Here is a 13,044-nt window from a genome sequence, read left to right on the forward strand (position 1 = left end):
TCAGCCCTGCGGCCGGCGATAGCCCAGGGAGGCCTCGATCCGGCCGGCGAGCGCATCGCGGTGCGCCGGGACATAGGCGCCCGAACCGGGCAGCCAGGGACGGCACTTGCTGCCGAGCAGCAGCCCGAAGCTCTCCGCCTCGGACTCCTCCGCCAAGTGAGAGCGCGTTCGGGCCGCCACCTTGCGGACGGCCGCGCCCAGGTCGCCCTCGGCGGTGAGGAGCCGGGCGGCGACCGCCGCGCCGGCCACGTGGTGGCTGCCGTGTCCCGCGTCCATGTGCCACAACTCATGTCCCAGGATGACCAGTTGGTGGTCGGGCGTGGTCCGCTCCTCGACCACCACCAGATCCCGGTCCGCCATGTCGAGCCAGAGTCCGCTGGCGGTGCCGGGCGGGAAGGCCGCCATGCGGAACTCGACGGGGCGGCCCCGGCGCCTGCTCATGCCCTCGCACAGGGCGGCGTACAGGTCGCTCGGCTCCGCCGGGGCCGGGATCGTGATGCCCGCGACCAGCTCGCCGCACAGCCGGCGCATCTCCTTGCCTATGCCCACCGTTCTCCCCGCCAGCCGTTCATGGAGCAGCACTTCCTCGAGCAGCCCGTCACTGTGCAGCCTGCCGAGCCGTAGGTGATTGATCCAGTCAACATTGAGCCGGAGTTCGTTGAACTCGGCATCATACGCAGGCCTGAAATGAACGAACGGCGGCGTCCGGGCAGGCCGATGGGCGCGGCACGGTGCCGCCACCGGGTGGTGCGGGGCATATCAGGACTCCGACCGCTTGACGCTCTCCAGGAGCATGTCGAGCCATTCGGTGACCTTGTCGCGGTGCTTGTCGGTGGGCAGCTGGGCCGCCCGCCACGCGATGCCGCGGACGCCGTGGTCCTGGAGGAGTCGCTCCAGCGCGTCGCCGCCCGGCGTCCCGGCGCGCGCCACCTCCCTTTCGCGGCCCGCGAGTTGCTGGAGCAGCTCCTGCTCGGTGCGCAGCAGGGCGCCGCCGAGCGCGTCGGTGTCATCGGCGGTCAAAAAGCCCGCGTGGACGCCGAAGAAGCGCTGGATCGCGTCACAGTGCTCCATGGTCGGCCGCCGGTCACCGTTGATCAGGGCGCCCGCCTGCTGGCGCGACATGCCCGCGCCGTCGGCGATCTCCTGCTGGGTGTGCGGGCGGCCGTTGGGTTTGCGCCGGGTGCTGCGCAGCAGCCCGAACCGCTGGAGGAAGCGTGCCTGGAGGTCGGGTTCGCCGGCCGGCTGCCCGTCGAGGAGGGCGCCCACGACGTCCGCCGGAACGCCCGATGCCTCGGAGAGCCGGTCGACGTCGAACACGTCCGCCTGGCTCGTCCCGAGTTTTCCGGCGAGCTCGGCCACACGGGCGACGACGGCCGCGAGGGGGCCCGTGGCCGCCGGTCCCGGAACCAAGAAGCCGTCCGTCACCAGTAGTTCTCCTAGATCATGCGAGGTCGGTGGGCACAACAGTGGATGCTCCGGAGGTTAGCGGGTCGCGGCAACAACAACCAGAACTTGCCACAGTTGTGGCGCAATCAATGCTTCGAGGGGCCGGAATGCCACGATGCTTGACATCATTGTGTTGGCGGTATCAGGATCGCCACGCGGTGTGAAGATCGCCCTCCGAGCCCCGGGCGGGCCCGAAGGCCGGCCGCCGCACTCGCGGGCCAGCAAGAGGAGTCGCGTACTCGATGGCGGAAGAATTGGTGGCGAAGGACTCGGTGACCAAGGTTCCGGCAGCGCATGCCCCGGTGGTGGGGCGCCAGTTCGCCCTGGTCCAGGAGCGGCCCGGACAGCAGACGGCCGCGGGAGAGCGCGCCGCCGACGACACGACGACCGCGAGCGCACAGGCCCCCGGGCTGCCGGACGACTCCGAGCTCCGGGCCTATGTCCACGACTACTTCGCGATGACGGACGCGCTCCCGTTCCCGTCCGTCGTCCTCGACCCCGGCTGGGGCGTGGCCCACGCCAACCCCGCGTACGACGCGCTCTTCGGCGCCGTCGGCCCGCACCCCACGGCCATGCCCGACGACAACTTCCTGCGCTTCGTGCTGTTCCACCCGGACGCGGCGAGCGTGCTCGCCGAGCATGAGACGGCCTGGTGCCTGCCCATGCTGGCCCAGTTCGCCGAGGCGTACGCCGACGATGAGAGCGCTCCCGGGCTCCAGGACATCCGCCGCGAGATCGCCGACGACCCGATCATGGACGCCGCCTTCCGTCTCGGACTTCCGCACTGGGTCGAGGCGGTCGGTGACGCCGCCGTCCACCACGACGGCGCGGTACGCCACCTGCGCCACCCCGACCCGGAGCGCGGCCGCACCAGCTGTCGCCTGATCAGTGAATCCCCGCGCACACTGCGGCAGTTCGGCCTGCGCCGGCTGACCCTGGTGCTCCGCGAGACCGAACCACCCGCCTCCCGCCGGGGCCGCGCCCACCTCAGTGTGGTGCCGGCCCGGTAGCGCTTCCAGCGCTCGTTCAGAGCGCGACGGGGTGATGGGCGGCGGCGCGAGCACCCGTCGCTCGGCGCCGAGCGCGCCCACCCGCGCGCATGGGGCACGAATGAGAGCGCGTCCAGCGCACGAGGGGCACCCCGACGCACCGCACGGTGGACCCGGGCACCGCCCGATCGGCGCCCGCGCACCGCGCGATGAGAGCGCGTCCAGCGCACGATTTCGGCCAACCATCGGTGAACTGGGCCCGCCACAAAGGATGTTGCTAGGGTCGGTCCGGCGGGCCAGGCCGCCGTCCCCGGCGCGGCCCGGCGACCGCGGCCGTGGCGCCGTGGGCGGGACGGTGGCGAACCGGGGCATCGGGGCATCGGGGGCGGACATGCTGGATCCCACATCGACGGCGGCCGTCGCCGCCGTACTCGGCGCGATCGGCTCCGGTCTCGCCAATGAAGCGGGCAAAGCCGCCTGGGAGAACGCCGGCGGACTAGTCCGCCGCATCGTGGGCCGCGAGGTCCGCGCCCCCCGAGGCCGCGACGAACTGGACGGCATCGCCCAGCAGGTGCACGACGCGGTACGCCACGACCCGGCCCTCGCCCGGGCCTGGACGGCATTCGCCCGCAGCGCCCCACGCCCCGGCCGCCCCGACCGGGTGCCCGCCCTGCACGCCTCCACCCGCTTCTTCACCGACCGCGACGGCGAACGCAGGGCGCTGAGCCGGGAAGCCTCCCGCAAGGCGGACGGCCGGCCCCGCATCGCCGTGCTGCACGGCCCGCAGGGCATCGGCACCAGCGCCCTCGCCATCCACTGGGGCTGCGCCGAGGCGCGCCGCTTCCCCGACGGACAGCTCTACGCCGACCTCCGCGGCACCGGCACCGGCGCCGCCTCGGGTGCCGACCCGTCGACCGTACTGCGCCTCCTGCTACAGCAGTTGGGGGTCCCGGCCGCGGAGATCCCGCCGACGCGCGACGACCGCCAGGCGCTGCTGCGCGCCTGCGCGACGGGCCGCCGGCTCCTGATCGTCCTCGACCACGCCAGGTCCGCCGCGCAGATCCTTCCCGTACTCACCTCCGCGCCCGGAGTGTTCGTCATCGTGGCGGCCCGCCACCCGCTGCCCGGCCTCGACGCGGTGGGGATCCCGGTGGGACCGCTCTCCGACAAGGACGCCCGGCGCCTGCTCACCGAGGTCGCCAGGGCCGGGAGCGTGACGCTCGACCGCGCCGCCGTGCCGGCCCTCCTCGCGCGCTGCGCCGGTTCCCCCTTCGCGCTGCGGGCCGCCGCCGCCCGCCTCACCGCACAGCACTGGCGCCAGGAGGACGACCCAGGCGCGGACGCGGCCCGTACGGCGGTGGCCGACGGCATCCAGGCCCTGGCCCCCGAGGCGGCTCGTGCCCTGCGGCTGCTCGCCCAGCGCGACTGGCCCGCGATCGGGGCGCCCCTCGCCGCCGCCACGCTCGGCCTCGACGAGGCCTCCGCCGAACGCGTCCTGGCCGAACTGGCCGACAGCCACCTGCTGGAGAGCGCTCCCAACAGCGCGTACGGCGGCGGTGGTTCATACGGCAGCGGTGGCACGAACGGCAGTGGTGTTACGTACTGGATCAGACCACTGATCCGCGAGTACGCGGCCACGGAGGCGCTGCGCGAGGACGGCCTCGTGGCGGTGGAGCAGGCCGTACGGAACGGCGTCCGCTGGTGCGTCACCTTCGCGGAACCCGCGAGCAGAGCCGCCCTCAGTCAGGGCTGGCGCCTGGGCGATACGGAGGGGACGGCACCGGGTGGCGTGCGGTACTCGGACGCGGGCGAGGCGCTGACCGCGCTGCGCGACGAACTCGGCAACCTCCTCCAAGCGGTCCGCACCGCCGAGCAGCTGGGCGATGCGGACGCGGTCTTCCGGCTGAACCAGGCACTGTGGCCGGTCCAGCTGAAGATGGGCTGCCACGACGAACTGCTCCCCGCTCTGCGCGCGGGCGTCCGGGCCGCCGAGGCCCGCGACCCCGACTCGCGCGAGGCCGCCCGTATGCACACCCTGCTCGGCCTGAACCTCACGGAACTCGGCCAATGGCCCGAGGCGGAGAGCGCTTTCACCGCGGCCGCTCGCGCCGAACAGGCGGCCGGCCACTCCCGTGGCCACGCCACCGCCGTCGAGTCCCTGGGCCTGCTGAGGCTGCGCGAGTGGCGCTTCCAGGAGGCGTACGACTGCTTCGAGGCGGCGGGCCGGGTTCTCGACGACATCGCTGCCGATGGCGAGGGGAGCCGCGATCTGCCGCGCGCCCGCGCCCTGTTGGAGCGCCATCGCGGCCGGGCCCTGCGTGGTCTCGGCCAGTGGGTCCAGGCGGAGACCCGCCTTGAGAGCGCTCTCGCCTTCTTCCGGGAAACCGGCGAGGCGTACAACACGGCTCGCACGCTCACGGACCTCGCCGAGACGTTCGAGGCGAGCGGCCGGCCGGTGGACGCGGTGCCGCTGATCGACGAGGCCATCGCGGCGCTCGCGAACGAACAGGCCCACTACCACCTGATCCACCTGAGAGCGCTTCGCGAGCGCTGCGTGGACGAGCGGCCAGAGGTGTGAACCCTGCGTTTCTGGGTTCCGTGTCTCTCGGTTCCGTGCCTCTCCGACTCGTGCCTTCTCGTCTCGCGCCTCTCCGGCGGCCGGTCGGGGGGTGGAAGGTGACCTCGTGCTGCGGCGGGCGGTGGGCGGTGGGCTCAGGAAAGCGGCGGCTGCTGTAGTCCGCGAAGGAGAAGCTCGACGAGCCGGCGCGGGTCGTAGCGCGGGTCGCTGTCGCGCCCGATGCAGAGGTTCCCGATGCCGCGCATCAGCTCGTGCGCCTGCGTGCCGGGCCGGATCTCCCCGGCGTCGACGGCCGCGTCGAGCAGCCGGGCGCACACCGGCACCAGGCGTTCCTGGAAGTACGCGAGCAGGGCGTCGAAGCCGCTGCTGTCCGACTGCATCGCCTTGGCGAGCCCGTGCTTCGTGACGAGGAAGTCGACGAAGAGGTCGACCCACTGGCGCAGGGCCGCGAACGGGGAGCCGCCCTCGACGAGCAGGTTCGGCCCCGCCTCGGCGCACGCGTCGACCTGGTGGCGGTAGACGGCTACCACGAGGTCGGCGCGGGTCGGGAAGTTGCGGTAGATCGTGCCCATGCCGACGCCCGCCCTGGCCGCGATCTCGCGGATCGGCGCGTCGACGCCGGACGTGACGAAGACTGCGGCGGCGGCGTCGAGCAGCGTCTGCTGATTGCGCAGCGCGTCGGCCCGTTTGCTCCGGCCCGCCCCTTCGGCGGCAGGACTCGTTCTGGGCACCGCGTTCTCCTCCCTACGGCCGTTGACTAAACGGAACAGCGCTCCGTATATTAAACGGAACGATGTTCCGCTTACAGCCTAGCCGAGGCCGGACGCGTCCGTCTGCCTGCCCCCTGCGCCGTGAGCCCTGTGCGGCGGGCGCCGGAGGTCATCGAAGGCCATGGAAAAGCCATGGCCGAGGGGCATAACCCGAGCTCCAGGATTCCCATGAGGGGACACGCACACCATGAGTGAGTCGACTCCGACAGCAACAGCGACACCTGGATCACCCAAATCACCTGCATCACCTGCGTCAGTTACATCATCTGTGTCAGCTACATCGACGACACCGACGACACCGACGGTGGCTTCGGCATCTGCCTACGCGGCGAATGCCTTCATCGCGCCGCCCACTCCCGCCCTCTCGGTCGGTCCGATCGTGCTGCCGACACCCGACCGAGGGGTGGACCTGCAAATACGCGTCTCGGCGCCGGTGACCGGAACCAACCTGCCGGTCATCCTCCTCTCGCACGGCCAGGGTCCCTCGAACCACCTCTCCTCCTTGAACGGTTACGCCCCCCTCGTCAACTACTGGGCGGCGCACGGCTTCGTGGTGATCCAGCCGACGCATCTGAGCTCGCGCACGTTGTCCCTGGACCCCGCGACTCCGGGCGCGCCCCTGTACTGGCGATCGCGGGCCGAGGACATGACGCGCATCCTCGACCGGCTCGACGAGATCGAGGCGGCCGTGCCCCAACTCCCCGGGCGTCTGGACCGCGACCGGGTCGCCGTGGCGGGCCACTCGATGGGCGGCCACACCGCGAGCCTGCTCCTCGGCGCCCGGCTCACCGATCCGGACGACGGCGGGGAAGTCGATCTGGCCGACCCCCGCATCAAGGCGGGCCTTCTGCTTGCCGCGCCCGGCCGGGGCCAGGACGCCCTGGTCGAGCAAGTGGCCAAGAACTTCCCCTTCTTCGCGACCACGGACTTCTCCCGCATGACGACCCCCACGCTCGTGGTCGCCGGCGACAAGGACGCCTCCGCCCACCTGACGGTCAACGGGCCCGAGTGGCACAGCGATCCGTACCACCTCGCCCCCGGCCCCAAGGCCCTGCTCACCCTGTTCGGCGCGGAACACGGTTTGGGCGGCATCTCCGGCTACGACGTCGCCGAGACAACGGACGAGAACCCCCAACGGGTCTCCGTTGTGCAGCACTTGACCTGGTCCTATCTGCGCTCACAGCTCTACCCTGCCGACGCGGCCTGGCAGTTGGCGTGCGAGGAGCTGTCGGCGGCCCCCGAGCCGATGGGACGTGTGGACTCCAAGTAGTCCCGATTTGCTCCCAGTAGGCCCGGGTCCTTCATCCGGGAACCTTCACGCCGGGCCCTTCATGCCGGGCCCTTCATGCCGGGCCTTCATGCCAGGTCGTTCATGTGGCCACGACCGTCACGCGGTGGGCCACATGGTCGGTGCGTACAGTCAGTCCCTCCTCGGTTGCCTGCGCTACGGTCCGGCCCGCCGTCAACCAGGCGTGAAGGGCCGAGGCCGAGGCTCCCGGGTCAAGCCCGTCCGGCTCGCTGACGAGGCGGAGGAGGTGGCCGGTACGGGTGCGTGCCGTGCACTCGTGCGGGCCGGTGATGTAGGCGGCGAGCGAACTGTGCGGGTGGCGCGCGAGCACCTCGGCCGTCCACTGCTCCGGCGAGCCGAAGCGGGGATCGGCCAGCACGCCATCCCGCAACAGCACGTCAGCCAGGGCAAGTTGACCCGGATCGCGGGTGTCCTCATGAGTGGCCATGTGGACCTGGCCCTCACCCACGGGCTCGTACGCGGGGTCGGCGTGCCGGGCCAGATGAATCTCGTACGGATCGGACGTCACCCGCGTCAGAACCCTCAACGGGGCTGTGATGGGCGGGCGTTGGTACGGGGGCAGTCTCAGTGGCTCCAGGAGCGCGGGGCGCTCGGGCTCGGGGGCGTTGAGCAGGCGGTAGAAGAGGCCGCGCAGCAGTGCCGCCGAGGCGCCGGGCGCGGAGGTGGTGAGGCCGGCCGGTCCCGGCAGAGAACGATGGCGCGCCATCAGGTCGTCCAGATGGTCGGCGAGCGGCGCGTGCGGGTCGAACCTCGGTGCCTGGCGTACGAATTGGGCCACGGGAGACTGTGGGTCGAGCCCGCCCGAGGGTGCGGTGCCGAGCAGGACGGGGACGCCGAGGGCCGCGGCGTAGTAGCTGACCGAGCCGTAGTCGCCGATGACCGCGTCCGCCGCGAGCAGGGCCTGGCGCCAGTCGTGCAGGGGGTCGACCAGCACGAGCCCCGCACGTAGGGCCCGGTCCAGCCAGGCCCGGATCTGTCCGGGGCCGTGGCCGTGCCAGATGTTGGGGTGCAGCACGGCCGCGACCCGGTACTCGTCGGCGGGCAGCTCCGCGGTGAGCCGTGGCAGCAGGGAGGGGAACACGTCGGCCCCGCCGCCGTCGCCGAACAGCGACTCGGGGTTCCAGGTCGAGTTCAGCAGCACCAGGCGCTGGCCTCGCCGCACCCCGAACGCCTTCCGGAAGCGCTCTCGATACGGGCGGGCGGCCAGCATCCGGTCGAAGCAGGGGTCACCCGCGAGCACGGCGGTGGCGACGGCCTCGGGGCATGCGGTACGCAACCGCTCCAGCTGCTCGGGGTGGGACAGCACCATCGCGTCCGCGATGGGGATGCCGTTGTGCAGCAGCCACTCGGGGGAGAGGCCGAAGACGGGTGGCGGCGCGAGAGCGCTCTCGGCCGTCCGGTGTCCGGTGTCCGGTGTCCGGTGTCCGGTGTCCGGTGTGGCGAGCGTTTTATTGTAGCCAACTCCGTGCGAGAGCAGGATCAACTTGCCTGCAATACGGTGCAGTTGGCCGCCGAGGCTGGCCGTGATCGCCAGGTCGACCTTCGTCCCGAGAGCCTGCTCCCAGGGGAGTACGGGCACCCCGATCTCGGCGAGGAGGGCCTCCACGCCACCCTCGAACGCCGACGAGCCGGTGCAGGTGACCAGCAGCTGGACCTCAAGATCGTCGTGGAACAGCGGAAGCACGTCGAGGAGCCGGGTAGCCGATGTCACGTTGTGCACCACGAACAGCACGCGCTTACACCTGGCTCGGGCCGCCCAGCGGCCGGCGTCGTCCCCGACTGGCACTCGCAGGTGCCGCCCGCCCGCCTCCGTCACCGACCCACCCCCCCCGCTGTACGCCCTCGCCACCCCCGTTGTGGTGCGGCCACGATAGCCAAGGGGTCGAGCGGCATCGCGTGGGCGGTAGCCATGGGGCCCGTGAGAGGTCAGGGCGGCCGGTTCCGGGAGTGGACGGGCGCCGTCGGGGGCCGGGGAGAATGGGCGGGTGATGCTTCGCTACCGCGTACTCGGACCGACGCAGGCCCTGCGCCCGGACGGAAGCGAGGTGCTGCTCGGCGGTGCCCGCCTGAGAGCGCTCCTCGTGGCGCTCGTGACGGGTGGTGGTCGTGGGGTGCCGCAGTCCGCGCTGATCGCTCAGGTGTGGGTTGACGGCAACGCGCCGCCCGCCGACGAAGTCGCGGCGGTGCAGGCTCTGGTGGGCCGCCTGCGCCGGACACTTGGGCGGGACGCGGTGGAATCCGTGGCGGGCGGCTACCGCCTCGCCGCCGAGGCCGACGAGGTCGACCTCTTCCGTTTCGAGCGCCTCGCGGCGGAGGGCGCGAATGCCCTCGCCGTCGGAGACGCGGAGCGCGCGGCCGGGCTCCTCGACGACGCGCTCGCGCTGTGGCAAGGCCCCGCTCTTGCCGACCTTCCGGCCCGCGACGATGACCCGCTCGTGTTCCGGGCCGAGCGTCGCAGGGCCGACGCCCACCGCAATCGGCTGGCCGCAGAGGTCGAACTCGGCCGCGCCGAGAGCGCTCTCGGAGAGCTGGCCGCGCTCGCTTCCGCCGCCCCGCTCGACGAGCCGCTCCAGGCCCTGCACCTGCGTGCGCTACGCGCCGCAGGCCGCTCGGCGGAGGCGCTCGCCGCCTTCGCATCGATACGGGGAGCGCTCTCAGAACGCCTCGGCACCAACCCCGGCCCCGAGCTGCTGGCGCTGCACGCCGAGCTGTTGCGCCCCGAGGGTCATGAGCGGCCCGAGCCTCAAGAGCACCCTGAGCCTCATGAGCGGCCCGAGGGGCATGGGCGGCTCGGGGTTCATACGGGGCGCGGGGAGCGCGCGGCGGGGCTTGTGCGGCTTACCGAGAGCGCTCTCACGCGTCGCGCGAGCACACCGCACACCACGGAACCGGCCCGCCAGGGTCCAGCCCCCCAGAGCCCGACGTCGCAGAGTCCGATCCCTCAGGGCCCACCCCCTCAGGCTTCACCCGCATTCGCCGGGCGGCAGCCCCGAGTCGAAGCGACTGCGCCGTCGCCAAATCCGGCACACGTCTCGGCGCCGGTGCTTGGCTCGGCACAGCCGCCGGCGCAGTCACCGGAACCGGCGTCGACACCGGCACCCGCATCTGCACCAGCGCGGGCATCCGCGTCGGCCACGCCGTCCGAGGTCCCCGGCAATCTGCGTGCTCGGCTCACCTCCTTTGTCGGGCGGGAATCCGATGTCCGGGCGGTCCATGAAGGTCTGGGGCGAGCCCGGCTGGTCACGCTCACCGGGCCGGGCGGCGCGGGCAAGACGCGGCTCGCGGTCGAGGCGGCCGATGCCGTGGCCGCGCGGTGGCAGGACGGGGTGTGGCTCGCCGAGCTCGCACCCGTACGGGATGCTGCGGCCCTGCCGGAGGCCGTGCTCACCGCGCTGGGTGCTCGGGAGACCCGGCTCGTCGGCCCGGCCGAGTCGGCGGCCAGGGGGCCGCTCGCCCAGCTGGTGGCCCACTGCGGGCGGCTCCAGATGCTGATCGTGCTCGACAACTGCGAGCAAGTCGTGGGCGCGGCAGCAGAGTTGGTGCAAGAGCTGCTCGTCGCCTGCCCGGGGGTCAGCGTCCTCGCCACCAGCCGGGAGCCGCTCGGGGTACCGGGGGAGCGGGTGATGGGTATCGGGCCGCTGCCCCACGAAAGCGCTCTCAGTCTGTTCGGGCAGCGCGGTGCCGCGGCCCGCCCGGACTTCGACGCCGCTGACGATCCGGTCGGGGTGGCGGAGATCTGCCGGCGTCTCGACGGTCTGCCCCTGGCCCTCGAACTCGCCGCCGCCCGGCTGAGGATGTTCACCCCGCGCCAGATCGCGGACCGGCTCGACGACCGGTTCCGGTTGCTCAATACAGGGCCCCGGACCAGCCGGACCCTCCAGCCGAGACAGCAGACCCTGCGTGCGGTGGTGGACTGGTCCTGGGCACTGCTCGACCCGCCGGAGCGGGCGGTCCTGCGGCGTCTCGCCGTCTTCGCGGGCGGGTTCGCCCTCGACGAGGCGGAGATCGTCTGCGTGGACCGGGAGGGGGCAGCCCCCGAGGGGCCGGACGCCGGACTTCCGAGCGGGGGTTCCACTGCGGGTGCGGGGGCGCCAGGGCCGGGAGTCCCGGAGGCTGCCCATGTCCAGGACGTTCTGGGCTCGCTCGTGGACAAATCGCTTGTCACGGCGGCGCCCGCCGGCGAGGGCGGCATGCGCTACGGGCTTCTGGAGACCGTGGCGGAGTACGCCGCCGAACGGCTCGACGAGGCCGGGGAGCGCGCGGCGACCGAGCTGCGGCACCTCGTCGCGTACCGCGAACTCGTCCGGACCGGTGAGCCCGCGCTGCGCGGCCCGCGCCAGCACCAGGTCATGGAGCGCTTCGAAGTCGAGCACGGCAACGTAAGTGCCGCGCTGCGTACGGCAGTCGCGCGGGGGCGCGAGCAGGACGCGCTGTGCCTCGTTCTCGCCATGGCCTGGTTCTGGCAGCTGCGGGGGCATCACGCCGACGCGGGCTCCTGGTCCCGTGAGGTCGCCGAACTCGGCCCCGATCCCTTCGCCGAACCGGTGCGGCGTGCCGTGCCCCTGGCCGACCGCTGCACAGACCGTCCGCCGCCGTGGGCCGACGAGGAACTCTGGGAGGCCCGGCGCGGAGTACGGCTCATGCTGTTCGCGGCCAGTGGCAGGGGTGAGACGGGGATCAACAGCCCGGAGAGCGTGGCGTATCTGCGCCGCGTCGTCGACGCCTATCCGCCCGGGCTGCCGCAGACCAGTCGCCAGCCCGGCTCCGTCTGGTACTTCGCCCGCCTCCTCACGGGGGAGTTCACCGGCTTCGACCGGGTCGTCGACGAGATGGTCCGGGACGCGCGGCGGAACGGCGATCCCTGGGACCTCGCCTTCACGTTGTTGCTCCGGGCGAAACTGTTCAGCGGCCCCGACGCGGAAGAGGCGCTCGCCCTCTTCGAGCGCGTCGGCGACCCGTGGGGGATCGCCGAATCCCTCTCCGCGCGTGGCGAGTCCCACGCGCGCGAGGGCAGATACGAGGAGGCGGTCGCGGACTTCGAGCGGGCGTTGGGGCGCGTCGCCCGGAGTGGAGAGCAGGCTCAAGTCCCCGTACTCAAGGGGCGGTTGGCGTCGGTGCGGCTCGAAGTGGCAGGCACCCCGGCCGAGGAGGAGGCCGCCGAACGGCTGCTCGTGGAAGTCGTCGAGGAGTCACGGAAGTTCCCGGGGGAGGGGCTCGGAACGGCCCGGCTGCTCCTGGTCCAGCACTACGGCCGCAGCGGCCGACTCGGGCTCGCGCGTGAGCAACTACGGGTGATGGAGGGTGAGTTCATTCACCTGACGCCCGACCTCTTCCGGGGTGTCGTCATGGGGATGCACGGCTGGCTCGACTGCGTGGACGGCAAGTTCGCCGACGCGCAGGAGCGTGTCCGGGAGGCGCTGCGTCTGTTGGAGAGTCAGGCCTACCTGGTCGCACCCACCCTGATTGTCAGTCAGTTCCCGTGCGGTGCATGGGTGAAGGCCGAAATCGGGGACAGCCGGGACGGCGCGCGGCTGCTCGGGGCGTACGACCGGAACTCCACCGGGAGGGAGAGCTTCGGGTTCCGGCCGATGCCGACCGAGCCCGAGACCCGCCGCCGCGCGGAAGCCGCGCTGCGTACGGTGCTCGACCCGGCGGCGTACGAACGCGCCCACGCGGAGGGTATGGGCCTCGATGTCCGCCAGGCCGCGGCCCTGGTGTGAGCCAAGTCCCCACGCCCCCCGGCGCGCGGCCCCACCCGTGCGCCCGCCTCGCGCGGCCCCACCCGTCGCCCGCCTCGCGCCGCCGGCCCGGGCCCGGGTGCCGTCGGCGTCCGGCGGCCATGCCCTTGCGGCCTCCGGACCCGGACCCCGGCCCCCCGTCAGACGGACCGGCCCCGCTGGCCCTGCGCCCTCAGCGGCCCGCACCGCCCCCCACCCCGTCTCCCCAGTGCGC

8 protein-coding genes are annotated in these 13,044 nt (G+C 72.6%); 4 read left to right on the plus strand and 4 right to left on the minus strand.

The window, feature by feature from the left end:
• Complete coding sequence (locus tag ACFYZA_RS22380) at positions 1-531, minus strand: toxin-antitoxin system, toxin component (protein ID WP_382595677.1); 531 nt, start codon at positions 529-531, stop codon at positions 1-3.
• 228 nt (positions 532-759) lie between these two features.
• Entirely contained in the window at positions 760-1,425 is a 666-nt protein-coding gene (locus tag ACFYZA_RS22385) for a helix-turn-helix domain-containing protein (protein ID WP_388492325.1), read from the minus strand.
• A 263-nt stretch (positions 1,426-1,688) separates the two neighbouring features.
• Between ACFYZA_RS22385 and ACFYZA_RS22390 the strand changes: the two genes are divergently transcribed.
• Together ACFYZA_RS22390 and ACFYZA_RS22395 are read left to right on the plus strand one after the other, a co-directional pair.
• Positions 1,689-2,456 carry a hypothetical protein gene (locus tag ACFYZA_RS22390; protein WP_388492326.1) on the plus strand — a complete coding sequence of 256 codons (768 nt, stop codon included), beginning with the start codon at positions 1,689-1,691 and terminating at the stop codon, positions 2,454-2,456.
• A gap of 370 nt (positions 2,457-2,826) precedes the next feature.
• The gene (locus ACFYZA_RS22395) at positions 2,827-5,013 is read left to right on the plus strand and encodes a tetratricopeptide repeat protein (protein ID WP_388492328.1); all 2,187 of its coding nucleotides are present in this window, start codon (positions 2,827-2,829) and stop codon (positions 5,011-5,013) included.
• Positions 5,014-5,147: 134 nt separating this feature from the next.
• On the opposite strand, the gene ACFYZA_RS22400 is transcribed toward ACFYZA_RS22395, so the two are convergent.
• Entirely contained in the window at positions 5,148-5,744 is a 597-nt protein-coding gene (locus ACFYZA_RS22400) for a TetR/AcrR family transcriptional regulator (RefSeq protein WP_388492329.1), read from the minus strand.
• A 343-nt stretch (positions 5,745-6,087) separates the two neighbouring features.
• Between ACFYZA_RS22400 and ACFYZA_RS22405 the strand changes: the two genes are divergently transcribed.
• Positions 6,088-7,053 carry an alpha/beta hydrolase family protein gene (locus tag ACFYZA_RS22405; protein WP_388492330.1) on the plus strand — a complete coding sequence of 322 codons (966 nt, stop codon included), beginning with the start codon at positions 6,088-6,090 and terminating at the stop codon, positions 7,051-7,053.
• Between the two features lie 100 nt (positions 7,054-7,153).
• Here ACFYZA_RS22405 and ACFYZA_RS22410 read toward each other — a convergent pair whose 3' ends face one another.
• Complete coding sequence (locus tag ACFYZA_RS22410) at positions 7,154-8,803, minus strand: hypothetical protein (RefSeq protein WP_388492332.1); 1,650 nt, start codon at positions 8,801-8,803, stop codon at positions 7,154-7,156.
• Between the two features lie 277 nt (positions 8,804-9,080).
• Here ACFYZA_RS22410 and ACFYZA_RS22415 point away from each other — a divergent pair, with 277 nt between their 5' ends.
• Positions 9,081-12,812 carry a BTAD domain-containing putative transcriptional regulator gene (locus ACFYZA_RS22415; protein ID WP_388492694.1) on the plus strand — a complete coding sequence of 1,244 codons (3,732 nt, stop codon included), beginning with the start codon at positions 9,081-9,083 and terminating at the stop codon, positions 12,810-12,812.
• Positions 12,813-13,044 lie beyond the last annotated feature (232 nt).

This window comes from Streptomyces sp. NPDC001828, from assembly GCF_042892175.1.
Taxonomy (GTDB): domain Bacteria; phylum Actinomycetota; class Actinomycetes; order Streptomycetales; family Streptomycetaceae; genus Streptomyces.